23 protein-coding genes are annotated in these 24,354 nt (G+C 36.2%); 15 read left to right on the plus strand and 8 right to left on the minus strand.

Going from position 1 to position 24,354, the window contains the following annotated elements; genetic code table 11:
* The first annotated feature begins 2 nt into the window (after positions 1 to 2).
* Together ACQ33O_RS07355 and ACQ33O_RS07360 are read left to right on the plus strand one after the other, a co-directional pair.
* On the plus strand, positions 3 to 710 hold the full coding sequence (locus ACQ33O_RS07355) for a CoA transferase subunit A (protein WP_430994923.1): 708 nt from the start codon (positions 3 to 5) through the stop codon (positions 708 to 710).
* Positions 711 to 725: 15 nt separating this feature from the next.
* Positions 726 to 1,382, plus strand: coding sequence for a CoA transferase subunit B (locus ACQ33O_RS07360; RefSeq protein ID WP_430994924.1), 657 nt, complete (start codon positions 726 to 728; stop codon positions 1,380 to 1,382).
* A gap of 62 nt (positions 1,383 to 1,444) precedes the next feature.
* On the opposite strand, the gene pckA is transcribed toward ACQ33O_RS07360, so the two are convergent.
* Positions 1,445 to 3,049, minus strand: a complete 1,605-nt coding sequence (gene pckA / locus ACQ33O_RS07365) for a phosphoenolpyruvate carboxykinase (ATP) (RefSeq protein ID WP_430994925.1) — start codon at positions 3,047 to 3,049, stop codon at positions 1,445 to 1,447.
* Positions 3,050 to 3,326: 277 nt separating this feature from the next.
* On the opposite strand from pckA, the gene ACQ33O_RS07370 reads away from it, so the two are divergent.
* The 4 genes from ACQ33O_RS07370 (at position 3,327) to rsmI (ending at position 6,585) form a co-directional block, all read left to right on the plus strand.
* Positions 3,327 to 4,616 carry an aminopeptidase P family protein gene (locus ACQ33O_RS07370; protein ID WP_430994926.1) on the plus strand — a complete coding sequence of 430 codons (1,290 nt, stop codon included), beginning with the start codon at positions 3,327 to 3,329 and terminating at the stop codon, positions 4,614 to 4,616.
* A gap of 73 nt (positions 4,617 to 4,689) precedes the next feature.
* On the plus strand, positions 4,690 to 5,457 hold the full coding sequence (locus tag ACQ33O_RS07375; RefSeq protein WP_430994927.1) for a CDP-alcohol phosphatidyltransferase family protein: 768 nt from the start codon (positions 4,690 to 4,692) through the stop codon (positions 5,455 to 5,457).
* Positions 5,458 to 5,459: 2 nt separating this feature from the next.
* Positions 5,460 to 5,705 carry a phosphoribosylformylglycinamidine synthase subunit PurS gene (purS, locus tag ACQ33O_RS07380; RefSeq protein WP_430994928.1) on the plus strand — a complete coding sequence of 82 codons (246 nt, stop codon included), beginning with the start codon at positions 5,460 to 5,462 and terminating at the stop codon, positions 5,703 to 5,705.
* A 211-nt stretch (positions 5,706 to 5,916) separates the two neighbouring features.
* Complete coding sequence (gene rsmI / locus ACQ33O_RS07385) at positions 5,917 to 6,585, plus strand: 16S rRNA (cytidine(1402)-2'-O)-methyltransferase (protein WP_430994929.1); 669 nt, start codon at positions 5,917 to 5,919, stop codon at positions 6,583 to 6,585.
* 5 nt (positions 6,586 to 6,590) lie between these two features.
* Here rsmI and ACQ33O_RS07390 read toward each other — a convergent pair whose 3' ends face one another.
* Complete coding sequence (locus ACQ33O_RS07390) at positions 6,591 to 7,508, minus strand: hypothetical protein (RefSeq protein ID WP_430994930.1); 918 nt, start codon at positions 7,506 to 7,508, stop codon at positions 6,591 to 6,593.
* A gap of 163 nt (positions 7,509 to 7,671) precedes the next feature.
* Here ACQ33O_RS07390 and ACQ33O_RS07395 point away from each other — a divergent pair, with 163 nt between their 5' ends.
* Both ACQ33O_RS07395 and ACQ33O_RS07400 read left to right on the plus strand, forming a co-directional pair.
* A complete protein-coding gene (locus ACQ33O_RS07395; RefSeq protein WP_430994931.1) occupies positions 7,672 to 9,606 on the plus strand; it encodes a M1 family metallopeptidase in 1,935 nt (644 codons plus the stop codon).
* 5 nt (positions 9,607 to 9,611) lie between these two features.
* Positions 9,612 to 10,133 (plus strand): GNAT family N-acetyltransferase, encoded by a 522-nt coding sequence (locus ACQ33O_RS07400; RefSeq protein WP_430994932.1) that lies wholly within the window; start codon positions 9,612 to 9,614, stop codon positions 10,131 to 10,133.
* Here the strand turns inward: ACQ33O_RS07400 and rsmG are convergent.
* A complete protein-coding gene (gene rsmG, locus ACQ33O_RS07405; RefSeq protein ID WP_430994933.1) occupies positions 10,128 to 10,742 on the minus strand; it encodes a 16S rRNA (guanine(527)-N(7))-methyltransferase RsmG in 615 nt (204 codons plus the stop codon). The two genes, ACQ33O_RS07400 and rsmG, sit on opposite strands and share 6 nt — an antisense overlap.
* The gene (locus ACQ33O_RS07410; RefSeq protein WP_430994934.1) at positions 10,743 to 11,723 is read right to left on the minus strand and encodes a glycosyltransferase; all 981 of its coding nucleotides are present in this window, start codon (positions 11,721 to 11,723) and stop codon (positions 10,743 to 10,745) included.
* 220 nt (positions 11,724 to 11,943) lie between these two features.
* Here ACQ33O_RS07410 and tgt point away from each other — a divergent pair, with 220 nt between their 5' ends.
* Positions 11,944 to 13,083: a tRNA guanosine(34) transglycosylase Tgt gene (tgt, locus tag ACQ33O_RS07415; RefSeq protein WP_430994935.1), complete on the plus strand. Its 1,140-nt coding sequence runs from the start codon at positions 11,944 to 11,946 to the stop codon at positions 13,081 to 13,083.
* Between the two features lie 20 nt (positions 13,084 to 13,103).
* On the opposite strand, the gene ACQ33O_RS07420 is transcribed toward tgt, so the two are convergent.
* Positions 13,104 to 13,502, minus strand: a complete 399-nt coding sequence (locus ACQ33O_RS07420; protein ID WP_430994936.1) for a PRC-barrel domain-containing protein — start codon at positions 13,500 to 13,502, stop codon at positions 13,104 to 13,106.
* Positions 13,503 to 13,757: 255 nt separating this feature from the next.
* Here ACQ33O_RS07420 and ACQ33O_RS07425 point away from each other — a divergent pair, with 255 nt between their 5' ends.
* Both ACQ33O_RS07425 and ACQ33O_RS07430 read left to right on the plus strand, forming a co-directional pair.
* Complete coding sequence (locus ACQ33O_RS07425) at positions 13,758 to 14,474, plus strand: OmpA family protein (protein ID WP_430994937.1); 717 nt, start codon at positions 13,758 to 13,760, stop codon at positions 14,472 to 14,474.
* A gap of 112 nt (positions 14,475 to 14,586) precedes the next feature.
* Positions 14,587 to 15,675 carry an LptF/LptG family permease gene (locus tag ACQ33O_RS07430; protein WP_430994938.1) on the plus strand — a complete coding sequence of 363 codons (1,089 nt, stop codon included), beginning with the start codon at positions 14,587 to 14,589 and terminating at the stop codon, positions 15,673 to 15,675.
* Here ACQ33O_RS07430 and proC read toward each other — a convergent pair whose 3' ends face one another.
* Together proC and purL are read right to left on the minus strand one after the other, a co-directional pair.
* A complete protein-coding gene (gene proC / locus ACQ33O_RS07435; RefSeq protein WP_430994939.1) occupies positions 15,676 to 16,470 on the minus strand; it encodes a pyrroline-5-carboxylate reductase in 795 nt (264 codons plus the stop codon). It lies immediately after the preceding gene.
* A 66-nt stretch (positions 16,471 to 16,536) separates the two neighbouring features.
* Complete coding sequence (gene purL / locus ACQ33O_RS07440) at positions 16,537 to 18,777, minus strand: phosphoribosylformylglycinamidine synthase subunit PurL (RefSeq protein ID WP_430994940.1); 2,241 nt, start codon at positions 18,775 to 18,777, stop codon at positions 16,537 to 16,539.
* 143 nt (positions 18,778 to 18,920) lie between these two features.
* Between purL and ACQ33O_RS07445 the strand changes: the two genes are divergently transcribed.
* From ACQ33O_RS07445 to lpxB, 4 genes are all read left to right on the plus strand, one after another.
* Positions 18,921 to 20,141 carry a hypothetical protein gene (locus ACQ33O_RS07445; protein WP_430994941.1) on the plus strand — a complete coding sequence of 407 codons (1,221 nt, stop codon included), beginning with the start codon at positions 18,921 to 18,923 and terminating at the stop codon, positions 20,139 to 20,141.
* A 110-nt stretch (positions 20,142 to 20,251) separates the two neighbouring features.
* Complete coding sequence (locus tag ACQ33O_RS07450; protein ID WP_430994942.1) at positions 20,252 to 22,444, plus strand: glutamine synthetase III; 2,193 nt, start codon at positions 20,252 to 20,254, stop codon at positions 22,442 to 22,444.
* A 127-nt stretch (positions 22,445 to 22,571) separates the two neighbouring features.
* On the plus strand, positions 22,572 to 22,952 hold the full coding sequence (locus ACQ33O_RS07455) for a hypothetical protein (RefSeq protein WP_430994943.1): 381 nt from the start codon (positions 22,572 to 22,574) through the stop codon (positions 22,950 to 22,952).
* Positions 22,953 to 23,058: 106 nt separating this feature from the next.
* Positions 23,059 to 24,174, plus strand: a complete 1,116-nt coding sequence (gene lpxB, locus ACQ33O_RS07460) for a lipid-A-disaccharide synthase (RefSeq protein ID WP_430994944.1) — start codon at positions 23,059 to 23,061, stop codon at positions 24,172 to 24,174.
* Here the strand turns inward: lpxB and ACQ33O_RS07465 are convergent.
* Entirely contained in the window at positions 24,155 to 24,319 is a 165-nt protein-coding gene (locus ACQ33O_RS07465) for a DUF6728 family protein (protein WP_430994945.1), read from the minus strand. The two genes, lpxB and ACQ33O_RS07465, sit on opposite strands and share 20 nt — an antisense overlap.
* Positions 24,320 to 24,354: the final 35 nt, after the last annotated feature.

Raw genomic sequence — 24,354 nt, forward strand, 5'->3', positions numbered from 1 at the left:
CCATGAACAAAATATATACAGATGCAATGGCAGCAACCTTTGATATTCAAAACGGCTCAGTTTTAATGTTGGGTGGTTTTGGTTTATGTGGTATTCCGGAAAATCTGATTGGAGCTTTGGTAAATCGAAAAATAAGTGAACTCACCTGTATTTCAAATAATGCCGGTGTAGATGATTTTGGTATTGGTTTGATGTTGAAACAAAAACAAGTGAAGAAGATGATATCCTCCTATGTTGGAGAAAATGCGGAATTTGAAAGACAATTGTTAAGTGGAGAATTAGAAGTTGAATTGATACCACAAGGCACATTGGCAACAAGATGCATGGCTGCAGGATATGGTATGCCAGCCATCTTTACACCAGCCGGTGTGGGTACTGAAGTAGCCGAAGGGAAAGAGGTTAGAAAGTTCGGAGAAAAAGAGTACTTATTGGAATATGCGTTTAACGCCGATTTCGCCCTCGTTAAAGCATGGAAAGGAGATGCAGCCGGAAACCTTATCTACAAGGAAACAGCCCGAAATTTCAATCCAATGATGGCAATGGCAGGCAAGATAACGATAGCTGAAGTAGAAGAGTTGGTTCCGGTAGGAGCACTTGATCCAAATCAGATTCACACGCCGGGCATTTATGTACATAGGATTTTTAAGGGTGTGAACTATGAAAAGCGAATTGAACATAGGACCACCACGCCTAAACCTCAAAACTCCTAAACTTTCTAAACCCCAATGGCGCTCGATAAAAACCAAATAGCCCAACGTATAGCACAGGAACTGAAAAATGGTTTCTATGTGAACTTGGGTATTGGCATCCCAACATTGGTCGCCAACTATATTCCCAAAGGTATTAATGTGATCCTACAAAGTGAAAATGGTTTACTGGGTATGGGGCCTTTCCCTTTTGAAGGAGAAGAAGATCCTGACTTAATAAATGCAGGTAAACAAACGATCACTACCATACCGGGTTCATCTTTCTTTGATAGTGCGATGAGTTTTGGTATGATAAGAGCAGGTAAAGTTGATCTAACTGTTTTAGGAGCTATGGAAGTAAGTGAAAATGGCGATATCGCTAACTGGAAAATACCTGGTAAAATGGTGAAGGGTATGGGAGGAGCGATGGATCTGGTTGCCAGTGCAAAAAATATCATTGTTGCAATGATGCACACCAGTCCGAAAGGGGAAAGTAAATTACTGAAAGCATGTACACTACCGCTAACGGGTAAACGATGTGTGAAAAGAATAGTTACAGAATTAGCAGTGATCGATGTTAAGGATAATGGATTTAAATTATTGGAAAGGGCGCCAGGTGTAACTGTGGATGAGATCATTGCCAAAACAGCCGGAAAATTAATTGTTGAAGGTGAAATAAAAGAAATGAAATTTTAATAAAAAACCTCCGATTTGACTCAGGAGGTTTTTTATGCTGACCTGCAATCGTGCTTGTAATACTAAATTCTTGGAGCAGCGGCTAAAATTTCGTCATCAGCTGAACCTGCATATTTTTCAAAATTTTTATTGAATTGATCGGATAGTTTTTTTGCCTGTGTGTCAAAATCTTCAGGATTTGGCCATGTATTCTTCGGGTTTAAAATTTCTGCAGGAACATTCGGGCAGGTTTTTGGAATAGATAATTTGAACCAATGCGTTTTGTCATATTCCACATTATCTAAAGCACCTTCCAATGCTGCAGTGATCATAGCCCTGGTATAATTTAATTTCATACGCTTGCCAATACCATATGGCCCGCCTGTCCACCCGGTGTTGATCAGCCAGATATTTACTTTATGTTCTTTTAATTTTTCACCTAAAAGCTTTGCATATTGTGTAGGATGCAATGGCAAGAATGGCGCACCAAAACATGCACTGAAAGTACTCTTCGGCTCAGTTACTCCAGCTTCTGTTCCGGCAACTTTTGCAGTATATCCGCTGATGAATTGATACATAGCCTGGCCCGGTGTTAATTTGCTGATAGGGGGTAGCACACCATAAGCATCACAGGTAAGAAAGAAAATATTTTTCGGAAGATTACCAATTGAAGGCTCTATTGCATTACTGATAAAATTCAACGGATAACTAACTCTTGTATTCTCGGTTATTTTTTTACTTGCAAAATCAATTGTATTAGTACCATCAATAAAAGTTACATTTTCTACCAATGCACCCGGACGAACAGCATGAAAGATCTCAGGCTCTTTATCTTCACTCAAGTCAATTGTTTTTGCATAACAACCTCCTTCAAAATTAAAGACTGAATCACTCGTCCACCCATGTTCATCATCACCAATTAATTTTCTATGCGGATCTGCGCTTAAAGTTGTTTTACCGGTGCCGCTCAATCCAAAGAAAATAGCAGTGTCGCCATGCTCACCGATATTAGCACTGCAATGCATGCTCAAAACATTTGCTTTGGTTGGCAGAACAAAATTTAACATTGTAAATATACCTTTCTTCATTTCTCCGGTATACCCTGTACCACCAATTAAAATTATTTTATGTGTAAAACTTAAGATAGCAAAGTTTTCAGTTCTGACCCCATCAACTGCAGGATCAGCTTTAAATTCGGGAGCCTGTATAATATGCCAATGTGGGATAAAATCATTCAGATCTTTTTCTTCTGGCCGGATGAACATATTGTAACAAAACAAATTACTCCAGGGGTTTTCATTGATAACCCTTAATCGTAAACGAAAATTTTCATCAGCACAGGCATAACAATCTCTCACCCATATTTCTTTGTTAGCTAAATGTGCAAGCATTTTGTCTTTCAATTGAAGAAAATATTTTTCTTCAATTGGTATGTTGAAATCGTTCCAGTCTACTGTGTTTTCTGTTACCGTATCTTTTACAATAAACTTGTCTTTAGGACTTCTTCCTGTAAACTTTCCTGTGCTAATAACCAATGCACCTGTATCATTTAAAACACCTTCTCCACGAGCAAGCGTTTGACTGGTCAATTCTTCCGGGTCAAGTTGGTAATGAATATTATCGGTAAATTGTAAACCAAGGTGCAGCAAACTTTCTTTAGGGATGGATAAGATAGTAGACATTGACATAGCAAGTGATCTTTAATGAATATTTCTTTCACCAAAGTTATACCAACCTATTTTGGTTAGGGCTTCAAAACGAAGGTTTAGATTTAAGAAAAAGTAGGATTTTTGCAATTTTCCTTTGTGAAAATTCAAATCAATACCATTTTATTGCATGACAATGAAGAATGGAGGGGCATTGTTGAACAGATTGAATTTTTTTATTTTTCTTTGTGTAGAAACTACACTTTTTACCTGTTATAAACAGTATGATAAACTGTATATTGCAGCATAATTTATCGTTATGAAATATTTGCCATTGAACGCTGATATTTTTATCCAAAACAGAAAACGTTTCACGGATAAAATGAAAAAGAACTCCATTGCTATTTTTAACAGCAATGATGAATTGCCCAGCAATGCTGATGCTTTATACAAGTTCAAACAAAATTCCGACTTAGTTTGGTTGACAGGTATTACTCAGGAAGAAACCATGTTGATCTTGTTACCTGATAATACGGATGAAAAATTCAGAGAAATTTTAGTGTTGGTTCGTCCAAATGAGCTGAAAGAAAAATGGGATGGTCATCGTTTAAGAAAAGAAGAAGCAACCGCTATCTCCGGAATTTCTACAATTGTTTGGTTAGATACATTAGATGGTGTTTTACAACCGTGGATACATTCAATAGATAATATCTATCTGAACACAAATGAAAATGACCGCAAGGCAAATACGGTTGAAGTAAGGGATTACCGGTATGCTCAAATGATGAAGCAACGTTATCCTTTACACAATTATGAACGCAGCGCTAAAATATTAAGAGATCTACGTGCCATTAAAACACCGTTGGAAATTGAAGTAATGCAGAAAGCAATGGACATTACTGAAAATGCTTTTAAAAGAGTACTACAATTTGTAAAACCGGGTGTAATGGAATATGAGATAGAAGCAGAGATATTGCATTCATTTTTAATGCAAAGAGCAACAGGTCCGGCTTATAGTTCCATAGTTGCTAGTGGCGACAGAGCCCGTACACTCCACTATGTTGAGAATAATAATGAATGTAAGGCAGGGGAATTAATATTAATGGACTTTGGCGCAGAATACGGCAACTATTGTGCTGACCTTACCAGAACAATTCCTGTAAGTGGAAAATTTACACGTCGTCAAAAAACGGTGTACAATGCCTGCTTACATTTGCATAAATATGCGGCAAGTATTTTAAAACCAGGTATCAGTGTAGTTGATTACACAGAAAAAGTTGGAGATGAAGCAACCATCATTTTTCAAAAGATAGGCTTACTTAAAAAATCGGACATAAAAAACGAGACAAAAGAAAACAGAGCTTACAGAAAATATTTATATCACGGCATATCGCATCATCTTGGAATTGATGTGCATGATTTGGGTACAAGAACAGAACCTATCAAAGCAGGAATGGTATTTACAATAGAACCCGGTATCTATATTGAAGAAGAGCAAATGGGTATCCGGATCGAAAATAATTTCTGGGTAACAAAAACGGGTAACAAAGATTTAATGAAAAACATCCCGATTGAGGCAGATGATATTGAAAGATGGATGAAGAAATAACTTTAAAAGAAACAACAAACATAAAAGCGCTAAACATCAGCAAATTTGCACATCGGCATATCAGCACATTATCATGAAACAGATCCCAAACATTTTTACACTCATCAATTTATTATTTGGTTGCATAGCAATAGTTTTTGCATTACAAACAGAAAGCGTTATTATCTATACAGATGATCAATTTGTAAGTAGCTTCAATATTCCTGAAAAACTTTCTTATGCCGCACTATTCTTATTTGCTGCTGCTTTGGTAGATTTTTTAGATGGCTTTGTAGCCCGTTTACTAAATGCTACATCCGAGATGGGTAAGCAACTTGATTCATTGAGCGATGTAGTGAGTTTTGGCGTAGCACCGGGTGTAATATTGTATCAGTTGTTACGCATGAGTTTTGCAAGAGAAGAAAATGGCTTGGAAGTTTCTGTTGTTTGGTTATTCCCGGCATTTATTTTGAGTTGTGCAGCAGCTTATCGTTTGGCAAAATTTAATTTAGACGATTCTCAAAGCTATGGTTTTAAGGGTGTGCCAACACCGGCAGTTGGCTTACTAGTGGCTTCGTTTCCATTGATCTTACATTATGGCAGCGGAATGATAGATATCAACGAGTTTTTGATCAATAAATGGGTCTTATATGCATTAATCGTAATATTAAGCTGGTTGATGGTGAGTAATCTGCCATTAATAGCGCTAAAATTCAAAGATTACACTGTAAAAAATAATATTCCTAAGTTGATATTAGGCGGTGTAGCCTTGTTAAGCATAATTTTTTTACAATGGTTAGCAGTTCCGGTTATTTTCATTGCCTACATTATTTTATCTTTGCTCTACAAAAATCAAAATTGACCATGACCTTCACTGCACAAGTAAAAGTAATGCCCCACAAAGAGTTATTAGATCCCCAAGGAAAAGCTGTTTTGGGCGGATTAGGAAATCTAGGATTGAATGATATCAAAGACGTACGCATTGGTAAAAATATAACCTTACAAATTGAAGCTGATAACGCAGACAATGCAAAACAAATTGCAGAGGAAGCAACAAAAAAATTATTGGCAAATGGAGTGATGGAAATGTTTGAAGTAACAATCAGTTGATTTGAAGATTTGAAAATTTGAGAATTTGAAGATGTGAGAAGTGTAAGAATTGGTAGATTAATTTTTTGATACCAGCTTCAATATTCCATAGCATCATCGTTGCGTCGCAATCCTTTCATCGGCATACATAATGGCGACATTATAGGTCGCCTACTGTAACAATTTATAATCTCCAAATCTCCAAATCTCCAAATTTTCAAATCTCCAAATCATGAAATTGTACATCGTCCCCACACCAATCGGCAACCTCGCCGACATGACCTTCCGGGCAATTGATGTATTGAAAAATGCCGATCTCATTTTAGCTGAAGACACAAGAACCTCGTCGGTGCTACTCAGTCATTACCAGATACAAAAACCCATCTCACCGTATCACCAACACAACGAACATAAAATTGTTGAGCACCTAGCCACACAAATAGCGGCAGGCAAAACAATGGCATTGTTGACAGATGCAGGTACACCCGGCATCAGCGATCCTGCATTCCTGTTAGTACGTGAATGTGTGAAAAATAATATTGAAGTAGAATGCTTACCCGGAGCCACTGCATTTGTGCCGGCACTAGTAAACAGTGGTCTACCCATCAATAGTTTTTGCTTTGAAGGTTTTCTACCTTTAAAAAAAGGACGACAAACTTTTTTAAAACGTATGGCTGTAGAAGAACGCACCATGGTCTTTTACGAAAGTCCGATGCGTTTGGTAAAAACATTGCACGACTTTATTGAATACTTCGGTCCCGACCGCCAATGCTGCGTTAGCCGAGAGCTCACCAAAAAATTTGAAGAGAATAAACGTGGCTCTTTACAGGAAGTACACGATCACTTCAATGCAAAACCTGTAAAAGGTGAGATTGTGATTGTGGTGGGTGGGAAATCATAGATAGGCTATTCATCCACGGTATATTCTACGTCCGTAGTTAATAATTGCGTTTCTCCATTTTGATCTTTATACTCAATTTTTACTGGAACAGAATGCTTACCTGTTTTTTCAGAAGCTTTTAGCTTATAGGTTGCACGGCCATCAATTACTTCTATATTTTTTCCATTAATATTTATTATAGGCATAGCTGCTCGACTATAAGATCCTATGCCAGCACTTAATTCAAATGTTTCTCCTTTTTTTAAATGATTGGTATTCTGGCCTACCAAGATACCTATTTTATCAACTCGTAAAATACATCCACCAGATGTTTTACTATAACAAAAAGTAATCATTCCATTTTCTGTATGCTTGATATTGTTTTGAAACTTACTTAAAATAGCAACTGCAGATATGCAAGAAGAGTTTTTAAAAAACGTTCTATAAAAGATTGCCGGATTATTTATTGATGTATCAAATAATAAGATCTTTCTTTTTGTGTTGTCGTTAAAATGAATATTTATTTCTGGATCTATAGCAAGTACCTCTTTTTTATATTTTTTTAGGTTATCATATAGCTCATCTGATTTTTTTTGTTTGTATAAAATATTGTACACAACATTCTTGCTTTCTATATTTTTTCGAGTTGTGGCTGTTTTAAGCTCTGTTTTTAATTGATTGATGTATTCAAAAATACTATTGCTTAACTCTTGTACAGATATTGCTTTGGGCTGCCATATTTTACTTTGTTCCGCCGTCCGGGGATCATATAGCCTTTCTGCAAATTGTTTATAAAGGATGTTGTTTGTAGATTCAAGAATTGTTGAAGAAGCTTCCAAACTTTCATTCAGGCTATTTAGTATTGCTATGTCCTGCTCATTATTTTTACAAGCATTAAACAACGTCAATAGTCCAATAAAGCAAAACCAATATTTTACAGTCATATATTTCATTTTCAAAGTGTACTCCTAATGTAGCAATAATTTTTACCGTTGAATAGAGACTAAGTAAAAATTAGCATTCCTTTATGCTAATCAATAACCTTCTGTCATTATCCATGCCATTATTTATATTATTTTCCCGAAATTTACCCTCTAAACATTTCACATGAAGAAGTACTTACTACTTATAACTTACAACTTACTACTTACAACTGCACTAACGGCTCAATCCGGTTACTGGCAACAAGCAGTTAACTATAAAATGAACATCGATGTAAATGTTGTTAGCAATAAATTTACCGGTAAACAAGAGTTGGTTTACACCAACAATTCTCCCGATACTTTAAAAAGAGTTTTTTATCATTTATACTACAATGCTTTTCAGCCAAACAGTAGTTTGGATATACGTAGTCAGGAATTGGGTAAACAATTGATCAATGGCAGGCAAGACTGGGATGGTAGGGTGAGAGACAGAGTATCAAAATTAAAAGATGATGAGATCGGTTATCAGAAAATCATTTCATTAAAGATGAACGGGGTATCGCAAACATATGTTTACCATGAAACAATACTGGAAGTAAAATTATCAAAACCCATCTTACCAAAAAGCAAAGTTACTTTTGTAATGGATTTTGAAGCACAAATTCCGGTGCAGATCAGAAGAACGGGTAGGGATAATCCCAACACTGGCGTACGTTACAGTATGAGTCAATGGTATCCTAAAATGTGTGAGTATGATAATGAAGGCTGGCATCCAACACCATATATTGCAAGGGAGTTTTATGGTGTGTGGGGTAATTATGATGTTACTATTAATATCGACAAAACATATAAATTAGGTGGTACAGGTGTTTTAGCAAATGCAGAAGAAATAGGTTGGGGGTATGATCTTGCGAATACAAAAAATCTGAAACCAACATCAAAGGCTAAACGCAGTTGGCATTTTGTAGGCAACAATGTTCATGACTTTGTCTGGGCAGCTGATCCGGATTATGTTCACATCGTTCGCAAAACAGGAAGCACTGTGCTGAATGTAATTTATAACTATAAAGAAAATGACACATATAATGATTCTGCTTGGACAACTGTAGCAGATGCTGCAGTAAAAGTATTACCCTTTATTGAAAAAACTTTTGGCAAATATCCTTATCCGCAATATTCATTCATACAAGGTGGAGATGGCGGCATGGAATATCCAATGGCAACTTTGCTGAATGGCCCCGGATTGGATGCTGTCTTTCATGAATGGATGCATAGTTGGTTTCAGATGATATTGGGAACAAACGAAAGTATGTATGCGTGGATGGATGAGGGGTTCACCAGTTTTGCTGAAAACCTCGTTACGCAGTTTTATAATAATGGAAGATCATCTATTGAAGATTACAAAGCCGCATTAGTGCAGAATCCGGATAATAAAGGTTTGAGAGATCTGGTTGCTCAATTGCCCAATGATCATTGTGATGGTTATGCTGGCTATTTTCAATTGGCTAAAAGCGGATATGAAGAACCCCTAACAACACATGCCGATCATTTCAATAGCAATTATGCTTATAGTATTGCTTCTTATTCTAAAGGAGAGGTTTTTATGGAGCAATTAGGATATATAGTCGGAGCAGCTACAAGAGACAAGATATTGCTGGAATACTATAATAAATGGAAATTCAAGCATCCGAATGCACAGGATTTTATTCGAGTAGCTGAGAACGTTAGTGATATTAAATTAGACTGGTATAAAGAATACTGGTGCAACACAACCAAAACGATCAACTATTCAATTGATAGTCTTTGGGAAGAGAATGGAATGTCTAAGATCAGGATCAAACGTATTGGTCAAATGCCAATGCCGATAGATCTGCAGTTGACATTTAAAGATGGCACTACAGAAATGCACTATATTCCTTTGAATATGATGTATGGGGAAAAAGAAAATGAAGATAAAACTCAAGTTAGAATTGTTCATCCGGAGTGGCGATGGACACATCCTACTTATATTGTAGAGTTTAAGCAAAAGCTAATGAGTGTTAAAAAAGTTGAGATAGATCCGAGTAAACGGATGGCTGATGTGGAGCGGAAAAATAATGTGATGGATCTTAAATGGTAAGTTGTATGGATATTAAAATACGCAGACTTGGAATTGAAGATGCTCCTGCATTAACGGTGATTGCTCAACAAACCTTCTTTGATACATTTGATGGGACATGTACTGAAAGTGATATGCAGCATTTTTTGAATGATATTTTTAGTGTTCAGCAGCATATCACTGAATTGGAAAATACAGATACATTCTACTTTTTTGCTGAATTGGATGGTCTGCCTGTTGGATACATGAAATTTCAGGAAGACTATTCATCTTTCGAGGAAATAAAAAAATGGAAAGCATTGGAGTTGAAAAGAATATACGTTTCAAAAGAGTATCACGGGAAAGGCATTGCTCAAAAACTCATGGATTTTTATTTAGACTACGCCATCGCCAATAAATTTGAAGTAGTTTGGTTAGGTGTGTGGGATCAAAATTTTAAGGCACAAAAATTTTACGAAAAATACGGGTTTGTAAACTCAGGTTTTGATCATGATTTCCCGATCGGCGAAACACCCCAAACAGATTTTTGGTACTGGAAATTTTTATAGAGAAACGTTGAGCAAATATTTTTCTTTAAAGAAAGGTTCATTAAATATTTTTTCAATTTCCCATACTCTTGGTTTGCAATTACTCTCTTGTATTTCTTTAGCTAAATCACCGCCTTTTAAGCAGATCAATCCACCAGGGCTAACGCCTTTTTTCAATAAGGGTTTGCTCCAAAACCAAAGGTCTTTCAAGGGGGCAACCGCTCTTGAAATAACTACTTCAAACTTTCTGTCTTTAATGTCTTCGGCTCTTGTGTGTTGTGTGGTAATATTTGTTAAACCAACAGCCTCAGCAATTTCACTCACTACTTTTAATTTCTTATTAATGCTATCAACAAGGTGAAATTGTGTTTCAGGAAAGAATATGGCCATTGGTATGCCGGGAAAGCCACCGCCACAGCCCAGATCCATGACTTGTGTATTTGGTTTGAAATCAAATTGTGTTGCAATGGATAAAGAGTGTAATACATGGTGCTCATAAAAATTATCCATGTCTTTTCTGGAGATCACATTTATTTTTTCATTCCATTCAATGTACAATTCTTTTAATGCTGCAAACTGCTGCATTTGTTTTTCAGAAAAATCGTCAAAATATTTTAAAAGAATATCCATTTACTTCCAGGTTTGTTTTGGTTTTTTGATCAACGCTATAGAAAAGATCAGGTAATAAAAAAACATCCACAGATCAAAGAATAAAAATAACGGATAAAGATCTTTTTCATTTAATTTTTTCAAAGCAGGATAAAATATAATGCTCTGAATTATGAAGCGTATCCCAAAAACGATCAAAGCCCATTCCCAGCAATAAAAAATTGCGCTTGCTGCCAGCAACGGGAAAAATAAGAAATGCGACAAGGAATAAAGCCCTAATAAAAATTGATGTCCAGCTTTATAATATTTTCCTGTACTATAATGCCTGCTTTTTTGTCTGGCCCACTGGCTCCAGGTGGTTGGAGGTTCACTTATTGTAAATGCATCTTTGTCAATATTGATCCTTGTATTACTTTTTGTTGCCGCCATATTAATGAACAGATCATCATCACCACTTGGTATATTATTGTGAGATGAAAATCCTTTATGTCTGTAAAAAACAGCTTTTTTATAGCTCAGGTTTCTACCAACACCCATATATGGTTTACCGGCCAGTGCGTAAGTAAGGTATTGCAGAGCTGTATGAAAAGTTTCCCAGCGAATCAGTTTATTCAGCAGGCCTGCCTTTTTTGTGTATGCACCATAGCCAAGAACGATCTCAGTATTCTCATCATAACTTTCCTGCATTTTGTCTATCCAAAATTCGCTAGCAGGAATGCAGTCTGCATCAGTCAATAAAACGATTTCGTGTTTAGCAGTTTTAATGCCGATGCTTAAAGGAAACTTTTTCCCGGGAATTAATTTTGCTTCTTGTTTAAGTTCAACAATTTGTAATTGCCTGAAAGATTTTCTGAATTCTTCAAGTAAGTATTTTGTGTCATCAAAAGAGTTGTCATCTACCACAATAACTTCATGTGTGGTACGATATTGTTGTAATAATGAACCGGGCAGATTTTTCGCTAAATTTGCGGCTTCATCTCTAGCGCAAATGATTACCGACACCGGATGTGTTTGTGATGAGGCTCTTTTTTTTTCTTTGTAGAAAATTAATCTTACAAAGAAAAAAAGATAATAAAAAATTTGAATTAAGGTAATAAGGCAAAAACTATAAAATAACCATTGCCACCAATGCAGATACATCATGTTGCAAAAATAAGCACCGATGCTTAAATTGTGTAAATGATTTGTTATATGTGGATATTGCAAGGATAAATAAACAATTATGGCTGATTTAGCATTTGAATTACAACATACTGATACGCATACCAAAGCAAGAGCAGGCAAGATCACTACCGATCATGGGGAAATACTAACACCCATTTTTATGCCTGTTGGAACAGTAGGTAGTGTAAAAGCAGTTACACAGCAACAATTAATGACAGATGTAAAAGCGCAGATCATTTTGGGTAATACCTACCACCTGTATTTGCGTCCAGGCCTCGAAACATTGGAAGCGGCCGGAGGTTTGCATAAATTCAATGGCTGGAATAAACCCATCTTGACAGATAGTGGTGGGTATCAGGTTTTTTCATTGTCTAACAATAGAAAATTAACTGAAGAAGGTGCCTTATTTCAAAGTCATATTGACGGAGGTAAACATTTATTTACACCGGAAAATGTGATGGATATACAACGCACTATTGGTGGAGATATCATTATGGCTTTCGATGAATGCCCACCTGCAGGTTGTGAATATACTTATGCAAAGAATTCTATGGAACTAACCCATCGGTGGTTAGACAGGTGTTTTAAACGTTTTGATAGTACACCAGACAAGTATGGATATACGCAAAATTTATTTCCTATAGTTCAGGGTAGTACTTTCAGAGATCTTAGAACCGCATCAGCTGAGTTTATTGCATCCAAAAATGCAACTGGAAATGCGATAGGCGGCTTAAGTGTAGGAGAACCTACCGAGGCAATGTATGAATTCACAGAATTGTGTTGTGATATCTTACCAAAACAAAAACCAAGATATTTGATGGGTGTTGGTACTCCATGGAATATTTTAGAGGGCATAGCATTAGGTGTTGATATGTTTGATTGTGTAATGCCCACCCGTAACGGCAGAAATGCAATGTTGTTTACCAGCAATGGTGTTGTGAATATTGATAATAAGAAATGGGAGAGAGATTTTTCTCCGATCGATGATGGCATTGATTGTGAGATAAGCAGTTTTTATAGCAAGGCTTACTTGCGTCATCTTATGAAGGCGAAAGAATATCTCGGTTACACCATTGCCAGCGTACACAATTTGGCCTTTTATTTATGGTTGGTTAAAGAGGCACGTAAACATATTATTGCCGGAGATTTCAGCAGCTGGAAAAATGAGATGGTCATTAAATTACAACAACGCTTGTAAATAATTTATAGCCGTTCTTTTCACCAAAAGGTCCAGTTGGCATTTGAGTCATAATCGTAATAGTGAATATTGGTTTCGGGCCAATGACTTTTATCAAAGCCGGGAGCGTTTTCCAGTGCAGATTTTGGCTGGTCAAATAAGAATAATTGCCTTTCCGCATCTACTTTTAACATATCAAACGGTATGGCAAAATACTTTTTGTTCAAACTCAACCAACTTCCAAATTCGATCACATAATATTCTATTGTTCCATCAATAATATTGATCATGATATCTTTGATATCTCCCAGATATTCATCGTTCATATTATGAACCTTATCACCGATAATGGACTTTGCTGTTAAAACTCTTAGCGGTGTATTCGGATAATTCCCCTCCGCATTTACACCGGTCATGTTTTCTTCCAAAATTTCTTTCATAGCTGTAATTTTTAAGTTATTAATTGTTGGCAGATATTAATAAAACATACAGGCCAGCTATACACAAATATTTCCGAAAATTTCATGCCAGATTGTGCTAAAATGGCTTTACTTCAGGTTATCGGGTTAATTTACATTTCGTTAAGGAATTGTAAAATTGATACATGCAACTTTTATTGAAGAATATTTGTCTGTTGATTGGCATAATAATTGAAAAACCAGTATTATCTTTAAAATATCAATTAACTACCGAACATGAAAAGAGGATTTTTTTACACTTTATCGATCTTGTTGTTTCCGTTTTTGGGTATTAGTCAGAATACCCCCGTTACTACCGCTAACGTGCCAAAAGATGCAAAAATAGATGTATCGATGGTGGATGCTAAAAGCCGTAAAATATTACCCAATGAAATTGTGGTATTTAAAAGTCAGGCAAACGGAACAGAGTTTCAGGGTTTAACAGATCCGGAAGGAAAATTCACTTTAAGACTCCCGGTTGGTACAAAGTACGATATCTTTATTTTAGGGTTTAAAGATTCTATAAGTTATAACGTACTCGATATTCCGGCTTTAGGTCCTAACCAATTTTACAAAGGAACTTTTGCAAATATTGATATAGAGTTTGAGGCTCCGGGCTCTTTTGTACTAGATCATTGCACATTCGAAAGCGGCAAAGCAACTTTAAAAGATGAAGCTTATCCTGTTTTGGATGAATTGGTAGAATATTTAAAAAGAAAAGAAGATGAAAGGGTTGAAATTGGTGGACATACCGATAATGTAGGTACTGCGGCAAAAAATTTGATATTATCGCAGGATAGAGCCAACACAGTAAGGGCTTATTTGTTGATGAAAGGGATTGCTCCCGATAGAGTTACCGCTAAGGGTTATGGATTAACACAACCCATTGATGACAATACAACTGAGGAAGGAAGATCTGTTAACAGAAGAACGGAAGTGAAAACTTTGGACTAACTATATATTTAAATGTTTTATCTAACGGAGTTGAATTTTATCAACTCCGTTTTTGTTTTTCGACTTTTAATCAATACAAGTTTGTTTTAGCTATTTTTGCACTCAAGCAATTATGAAAAAGATCGATCGCTATATATTGAGTAAATATCTGTCTACATTTTTCTTTTGCCTAGTATTATTTACGACAATTGTTGTTGTGATTGATCTGAGTGAAAAGACCGACGATTTCATGAAATCAAAATTGCCGGTTTGGAAAATATTTGTTGATTATCATTTGGGGTTTATTCCTCGTATAGATGCAATGCTTTTCCCACTCTTTGTTTTCATCGCAGTTATTTTTTTTACTTCAAAAATGGCCGAACGTTCTGAGATAGTAGCCATACTCAGTAGTGGAGTAAGTTTTCGAAGATTTTTATTTCCGTACTGGATAGGCGGTTTTATTTTATCGTTAATATTATGGGGAACATATCATCTGGTTTTACCAACGGCGAATAAAAAATGGGGAGAGTTTCAGGCAAAATATATAGATCTGAATTTTGGAATATCTGCCAACGCAAACCAAAATTATTATTTCAGATTAGATTCTAATTCTTATGCAGGAATAAGGTCTTATGATACTGCAAGAAAATCGGGTTACATTTTTTTTGTGCAACGATTTGTAAACAATCAAATGACCTATAACCTGAGAGCAGATAACATAATCTGGGAGCCGGAAACTAAAAAATGGAAGTTATACAATACCACTGAACGCTTTTTTACATCCAAACAAAAGGAATCAATAAAGTTTAATCGGTCTTTAGTGATGAACTATAATTTTGCTCCCCAAGATCTCAGAAAAGATGAATATTTAAAAGACAGGTTACCTACCTCCGAACTGGATCAGGTGATAAAGATGGAACGACTTAGAGGCTCCGAAGCCATTAATTCATTTTTGGTAGAAAGATACAATCGGGATGCAATACCCGTTTCTGTAATTGTACTTACCCTTATTGGAGCTATCATGGCTTCACGTAGAGTAAGGGGAGGCAGCGGGTTGCATCTGGCAATAGGAGTGCTATTGAGTGTCTTATACGTTTTATTCGGAAGATTTTCTTTGGTGTTTGCAACCAAGGGTACACTCACTCCTTTGCTTGCAGCATGGATACCTAATATTGTTTTTGCAATATTGGCTTTCTATCTATACAAAAGAGCACCTAAATAATTATCCTTTCAATATTTTTTCGTAGCTGGTGGCAATACCCTTTATCAATGAGGAACTAAAACCCTGATGTTCCATTTCATTTAAACCAGCAATAGTACAGCCTTTAGGAGTAGTTACTTTATCTATTTCCTGTTCAGGATGGGTGCCTTTTTGCAGCAGTAATTCCGCAGCACCTTTTACTGTTTGTGCAGCAATTAAATTTGCAGTGGCTGCATCAAAACCGATCTCAATACCACCTTGTATATTGGCACGGATATAACGCATAGCGTAAGCAGTACCGCAAGCACCTAATACAGTGGCAGCGTCCATTAGTTTTTCATCTATCACTACTACTTTGCCTACGGTAGAAAAAAGATCTTTTACAAAATTGATCTGTGTATCAGATGCGTTGCTAAAGCTAAGGCAAGTCATACTTTCTTGTATGGCGATGGCGGTGTTAGGCATAGCCCGACAAACAGGTAATTTCTTTTTGATGATATCTTCCATATCTTTTATAGAAATGCCGGTTAGTACCGATGCCACAATATGTTTATTCGTTAATGCTGTTTTTAATCTACTTAATACATCTTTTACCTGAAATGGTTTTATTGCAAGTATGATCAACTCACTGTTACGGACAGCCGAAGTATTGTCTGAAGTTACTTTTACTCCTTTATCCTGTAAAGATTTTAAAGTGCTGATATTTCTTTTAGTAATAGTAATATCGGCAGGTTTACAAAACTTGCTTTTTAACAAACCTTCAGCTATAGCTGTTCCTAAATTTCCACCACCGATGATCGCAATTTTCTTACTCATAAATCTTTTTTAAATGTATTAGTATGGATCTGAATGTTACAAGATACAATTTATATCGCTTCATTTTTACAATGAGCTCAATGCATGTTCATTTTCGTGCCCAGCAAGAAGGTTGCCGATAGCATTATCGTACTTACTTTTCCAATCGTTTATTGATCCCCAATTTTCTCCATCAATAATAATTTCACTGTCTGTAACTACGCCTACTCTGCTGAAAGGAGTGCCGGAAGCTGCAAGTTCTTCTTCTAATTTGCCTACATGCATTTCTTGAACGGTTATTACAACCCTGCTTTGAGCTTCGCCGAAAAGAGCAGCATCTTTTCTAATGCTATTATCAGTATGAATGGAGTATCCTAAGTTTCTGTTGAACCCGCTTTCTGTAAGTGTAATAAATAGACCGCCTTCACTTATGTCATGCGCCGATAAAATCAATTTTGATTGGATCAATTTGCTAACGGTTTGCTGTAGTTGAAATTCTTCATCTAAATTGAAATAGGGAGCAGGGCTATATTCAACACCGTGTACTTTATGTAAGTATTCAGATGAGTTGATGTCGTTAGCTTGTTTGCCAATAATGTAGATGATGTCTCCCGGTTGTTTAAAGTCCATGGTCATTGCAGCTGCAATATTATCTATCAATCCAACCATACCGATTGTAGGGGTCGGATATACCGGTCCATCAGGTGATTGATTATAAAAGCTAACATTACCTCCGGTTACAGGTGTATCGAATTTCCTACAGGCTTCTCCCATTCCTTTAATAGCGTGTACAAACTGGTAGTATACTTCGGGGTTATAGGGGTTGCCAAAATTTAAACAATTGGTAATGCCTAAAGGCTGTCCCCCGCTGCACACAATGTTTCTTGCAGCTTCTGCAACCGCTATCATTGCACCTTTGTATGGGTCTGCAAAAACATAACGGCTATTACAATCTGTTGTAAGTGCCAAACCTTTATTGGTTGGTTTTGCAACAACTACTGCGGCATCACTTGGAAGATTGGTAGTAACTGTTCCTGCGCCAACCATACTGTCGTATTGCGAATACACCCAACGCTTTGATGCAATATTAGGAATGCTGATCAATTGTTCGGCTACGGCTTTAAGATTTTGAGGCACTTTAATAGCAGCTGCATTAAATGCTTTTATCTGCTCCAGGTATTTAGGTTCGCTATAGGCTCTTTCGTATTGTGGAGCGCCACCACCTAGTACTAACTCATGTGCAGGGACTTTGGCTTCCAGTACGCCATTCATATAAAAATCTAAAAAGCCATCATTGGTAACACTACCTATCTCACTGCAAGGAAGATCCCATTTTTCAAAAATATCTTTTACAATTTGCTCTTTTCCTTTGTGCACCACCATCAGCATTCTTTCCTGACTTTCACTTAATAAAAGTTCCCAGGCTTTCATGTTTTTTTGACGCATGGGTACTTTGTCTAGATCAATCCGCATGCCGGCTTCACCTTTTGCACTCATTTCTGCGGTAGAGCAGATAATGCCGGCAGCTCCCATATCCTGCATTCCAACAACAGCGTCCGTCTTTAGTAATTCGAGACATGCTTCCAGTAATTTTTTTTCCTGAAATGGATCACCAACTTGTACCGCAGGCAGATCTTCAACACTATCTTCGGTGATATTGGCTGATGCAAAACTTGCTCCGCCAATTCCATCTTTACCCGTTGCACTACCAACAAAGAAAACAGGATTGCCCGCTACATTACCCGAAGTTGCAGATATCGTAGTGCCGTTCTTTAATGTACCTACACTCATAGCATTCACTAACGGATTGGTATGATAGCAGCTTTCAAAATAAATTTCGCCACCAACTGTGGGTACACCAAAACAGTTGCCATAGTGCCCAATACCATGCACAACACCTGCTAAAAGATGCTGTGTTTTTGCTTCGGTTAAATTTCCAAAACGCAAAGAGTTCAGTGAAGCAATTGGTCTTGCTCCCATTGTAAAAATATCTCTGTGAATTCCGCCTACTCCCGTTGCTGCTCCTTGAAAAGGTTCAAGTGCTGAAGGGTGATTATGACTTTCAATTTTAAATACTACACCATAGCCATCACCAATATCCATTAGTCCGGCATTTTCTTCACCGGCTTTAACAAGCATTTTTTTGCCTTCTCTTGGTAAAGTTTTAAGCCATTTAATTGAATTCTTATAACTGCAATGTTCACTCCACATTGCACTAAAGCAACAGAGTTCAGTGAAGTTTGGAGTACGTCCAAGTTTTTGTTTGATGAGTTCAAATTCTTCTGCGGTAAGTCGAAGTTGTTCGGCGGTGGTAGCTGTAATTTCCATAAATAGTTTAAGTCGTGCAAAAGTACAACCTGTATTTCTTTTAAAGTTGTTGATGGTTATTTATTATTTTAACTAACTTCCCACACAAAATTTTTCGCTTGAGTTATTTTCTTTTTGTTGCATACCTAATCCTTTGTTGTTGGATGCTCTGTAAAATAAAATTTACAGTTAATGCCGGATTAAGTAAAAAAATAGTAGTAATAGTTTTTCTTGCTAAAGTTTTTGCAGGAGTTTTCAATGGATGGCTATCTTACCCTTATCCTAACGCCGATACCTGGCTATATCATAGTGATGCACTTCGGGAGTATTATTTACTATTTTCTCACCCGAAAGAATATTTTACGAATTTGTTCATTTCCAATTACGGGGATAATTATTCCGGTTTTTTCAGCTCTGTGAATTCTTTTTGGAATGATATGAAGACCAATCTTATGGTGAAGATCATATCTGTATTTCATGTTTTTAGTTTAGGCAACTATTATGTGAATGTTGTTTTATATAATTTTCTCACATTCTTTGGGTTTATTGCTTTATTCAGGGTATTTGATAGTGTATACAAAAACCAACGTTCACTCTTGACAATAGGTTGCTTTTTGTTACCATCTGTTCTGTTTTTTTGCAGTAGCATTCATAAAGAGGGTTTGATCATTTCCGCTTTGGGTATACTCATGTACTGTATACATGGGGTATTGCATTGCAATGGCTTAACATTTAAACGGGTTGTTTTGATTCTTCTATCCGTTTCTTTTATTTTCTTACTACGCAACTTTGTTGTGTTGGCTTTGCTGCCTGCAGTTTTTGCGTGGATGATTTCTGCAAAAGGAAAGTATAAACCACTGCTGGCTTTTAGTATTGTATATGTAATAGGTATCGGTGTTTTTTTTCTGGCAGGTAAGATATCTCCTAATTTAAATATGCCGGCAATTGTGGTTGAAAAACAACAGGCATTTCATCAATTGGGAAAAGCAAACAGTACAATTCCACTAGCAGAACTTTCTCCCACATTTTCTTCTTTTGCCAAAAATGCCCCACAAGCTTTTGTTAATAGTTTGTTCAGACCGTTTATTACAGATGGCAAACTACTTGGCTTTCTTTATCCATTAGCTGTAGAATTATTATTCTATGAATTTATTTTTATTCTGATGCTCATCTTTCCAAAAACCGGAATAGGAAGATTCAATAACCCCTTTATAGTGTTTGGAGTGTTTTTCGCTTTTTCGCTATTACTTATAATAGGTTATAGTACACCTGTTTTGGGTGCCATTGTGCGATATAGATCTATCTATTTACCTTTTATTATCCTACCGCTTCTTTGTAATATAAATTATAAAAAAATATCAAGCGTTTTGTCCATTAAAAAATAATTACATATTTTAATTTTGCCTGTTTTTAATAAAAAAATTAAAAAATACTAGACTTAAATTGATTATTTGAAATTTATTCCGTTAATTTTGTTGTTCTAAAACAAAAAATCATGCAATCACTACGTTTTAAAGCAATCGACAATTTAGGATCGAAATCGGGAGTAGAGGTTAAATCTTCTGCAAAAATTACCGGAATTTTTGGCGAAAATGTTTTTACATTGAAAACGGCCCGCCAGTTTTTAAGCGATGAAGCTTACAAAAGTTTAGTAGCATCTATTAAAGGTGGTAAAAAAATCGACCGTGCAATGGGTAACCAAATTGCAAATGGTGTAAGAGCTTGGGCCGAAAGTAAAGGCGTTAGCCATTATACGCACTGGTTTCAACCATTAACGGATATGTCTGCTGAAAAGCATGATTCATTCTTTACATTAAAAGGCGATGGTACTCCAATTGAAGAATTTGAAGGAACAGCTTTGATCCAACAAGAGCCTGATGCCTCTTCTTTTCCGAATGGTGGTTTGAGAGCTACTTTCGAGGCTCGTGGTTATACAGCATGGGATCCATCTTCACCGGCTTTTATCATGGAAATCGGTGGTGGTAAAACATTATGCATTCCTACCATCTTCGTTTCTTATACCGGCGAATCTTTAGATGCTAAAACACCTTTGATCAAATCATTGGTTGCATTAGATAAAGCTGCGGTTGATGTTTGTCAATATTTTGATAAAAACGTAACTAAAGTAACAGCTAACCTAGGTTGGGAACAAGAATATTTTGTGATCGATGCAGGTATGGTAAATGCTCGTCCTGATATCGCTATGACAGGTCGTACAGTGTTTGGTCATGCTCCGGCAAAAGGTCAACAATTAGAAGATCATTATTTCGGCGCAATTCCTGAAAGAGTGTATGCTTTCATGAGAGATTTCGAAACTGAATCATACAAATTAGGTATTCCTTTACGTACTCGTCACAACGAGGTGGCTCCATCTCAGTTTGAATGTGCACCTATTTATGAAGAAGCAAACTTAGCAGTAGATCATAATACATTATTAATGGATATTATGACAAGAACGGCTAAACGTCATGGCTTGGTAGTATTGTTGCATGAAAAACCATTTGCCGGTATTAACGGTAGTGGTAAACACAACAACTGGAGTATAGGAACTGATACTGGCGTTAACTTATTATCTCCGGGTAAAACTCCTAAAACAAATTTGATGTTCTTAACATTCTTTGTTAATACGATCAAAGCGGTACATGATTATGCTGGTTTATTAAGAGCGTCTATTGCAAGTGCAGGTAATGATCACCGTTTGGGAGCTAATGAAGCACCTCCGGCAATCATTTCTGTATTCATCGGTAAATATCTGACTGAAGTATTAGGTCAGGTTGAAACCCGTGTTGGCGGTAAATTTGACGAGCAAGATGAAGCAATGTTGAAACTGGATATCCATAAAACAATTCCTGAATTGATGATGGATAATACAGATCGTAACCGTACTTCTCCATTCGCTTTTACAGGAAATAAATTCGAATTCCGTGCGGTAGGTTCTGCTGCAAACTGTGCAAATGCAATGACTGTATTGAATGCAATTGTTGCTGATACATTAAAACAATTCAAAAAAGATGTTGATTCGTTAATTGAAAAAGGCGATAAGAAAGAAATTGCTATCATGCAAGTGATTCAAAAATACATTGTTGAAAGTAAACGTGTATTGTTTGAAGGAGATGGTTATAGTGAAGCATGGGCTAACGAAGCTGCAAAAAGAGGGTTGCCAAATGTGAAAACTACTCCACAAGCTTTAGATGCTTATACAACTGATCTGGCTAAAAAATTATTCGAAAGCAATGAAATATATAACCATGCTGAGTTAGAAGCCCGTCATGAAATTATGCTTGAAGCGTACATCAAAAAAGTACAGATCGAAGCAAGGATCATGGGTGAATTAGCAACGTCGGTTATTTTACCATCTGCAGTTAAATATCAAAATGTATTACTAACGAATATTAAAGGGTTGAAAGAAGCCGGTTTGAAAGAAGAAGCTTATTCTAACCAATTACAAATATTAGAAAAAGTAAGTACACATATTGCTAAAATGAGTAGCGGTGTTGAAAAAATGATCGAAGAAAGAAAACGTGTGAACGAGATATCAAACACAAGAGAAAAAGCAATTGCTTATTGCGATGACATCAAAGGCAAGTACTTTGATGAGATCCGCTACAGTGTTGACAAGCTGGAAATATTGGTAGATGACGCTTACTGGTCATTACCTAAATACAGAGAAATGCTTTTCTTAAGATAATCTTATTTTAAAATAGCTGGCAAGCAATCGTTAAAGCCCGGTTTACTTTAGTAAGCCGGGTTTTTTATTGAAGTCATTAAACTTTATGATATTAATTCTATCTATTTAATAAAGAAAATTATTACGCATGTACAGGTCATTCTTAGTAAGTATAGTTTGTTTTATTTCTATCGGTTCTTTTGCACAAATACAGCGAACAACAACCAATACTTATGCTCCACTACCCAAAAGTGATAGTGCTGCTACCGTTGCAACCGGAAAATCAAATAAGGAAGTATTTAAAGAGCTTGATCTTACAAAAGAGCAAAGAGATAAACTGAAAACAATAAAGAAAGAGGCTAAGTCTCAAAAAGAAGCGGTGTTGAATAATGACAACTTAAAGGGGATGGAAAAAATGCAACAATTAAAAATGATTAAACAAAATGCAGATGCAGAGATCAAAAAAATACTTACAGAAGAACAATGGCAAAAATTTATCAATGAAAGAAAATTAAAGTCTACTGAGTAAGTCAACAAAGATTTTTAGATTGTAAGGTTTGAGTTAAGCACAAGAAAGGCTGTTGCTAATAGCAACAGCTTTCTTATTTGTGTTAACTTGCGGTATAATTATATAAATGCGTTACTATATTATTTCCGGGGAAGCAAGTGGCGATCTGCACGGCAGTAATTTGATCAAAGAATTACGGTTACTTGATACTGCTGCAGACTTTCGCTGCTGGGGTGGCGATAAAATGCAGGCTGCAGGATCGATATTGGTAAAACATTATCGTGACCTGGCCTTTATGGGATTTACAGAAGTCATTAAAAATTTACCAACCATTCTTAGCAATATTAAGTTTTGTAAGCAAGATGTACTTGCGCATAAGCCTGATGTGCTGATATTGATCGATTATCCCGGTTTTAATTTGCGTATTGCCAAATGGGCAAAACAACAAGGATTTAAAGTGGTTTATTATATTTCTCCCCAAGTATGGGCATGGAAAGAAAGTAGGGTAAAGGAAATTAAAAAGTCGGTTGATAAAATGTTCGTCATCTTACCATTTGAAAAAGATTTTTACAAAAAATGGAATTATGAAGTAGAGTATGTTGGTCATCCATTAGTAAAAGTAATAGATGATTTTAAATCGTCTGCATCTAGAGATGATAGCTCAGAAAATATTATAGCTGTTTTGCCAGGAAGTAGAAAGCAGGAGATATCAGTCAAACTGCCGATCATGCTTGAAGTAGCAAAGAGTTTCCCGGATTATCATTTTGTTGTTGCAAAAGCTCCCGGGATAGACGATTTTTTTTACGAGACATTTTTATCACCCTATAAAAATGTAAGTACAGTTGAGAATAGAACCTATGAATTATTGAGTAAGGCAAGAGCAGCTATTGTTACAAGCGGCACCGCTACTTTGGAAACGGCTTTGTTTGGTGTTCCGGAAGTGATCTGTTATAAAGGAGGCAAAATATCTTATCAAATAGCAAAGCGATTGATAAAAATAAAATACATCTGTCTGGTAAACTTGATTATGGATAAAGAAGTGGTAAAGGAATTGATACAAGATGATCTGACTGCTGAAAATATTGCTCATGAACTAAATCATATCATGTACGACTCGTTTAAACAGGAGCAACTGAATAATGATTATCATGAACTTAAAAAATTGTTGAGCATAGGGGGTAATGCCTCAGCGAATGCTGCAAAAAGTATTTATGGTTTCCTTACTAACGCTTCAATAGCTTAATTGCAAGGATGATCATTGCCAACAAAAAAAGTAAAATTGATAGTCGGTTTATCCCATGCATATAGCCTACCCATTTCGATTTAGGCGTATCTGGGTCTTTCTTTTTAAGAAATAAATACTGTGCAATTTGATTCCATACACCCATTGGAGTAAATTTATATCATAAAATTACAGTTAAAA

This window comes from Ferruginibacter sp. SUN002, from assembly GCF_050611725.1.
GTDB lineage: Bacteria > Bacteroidota > Bacteroidia > Chitinophagales > Chitinophagaceae > Ferruginibacter.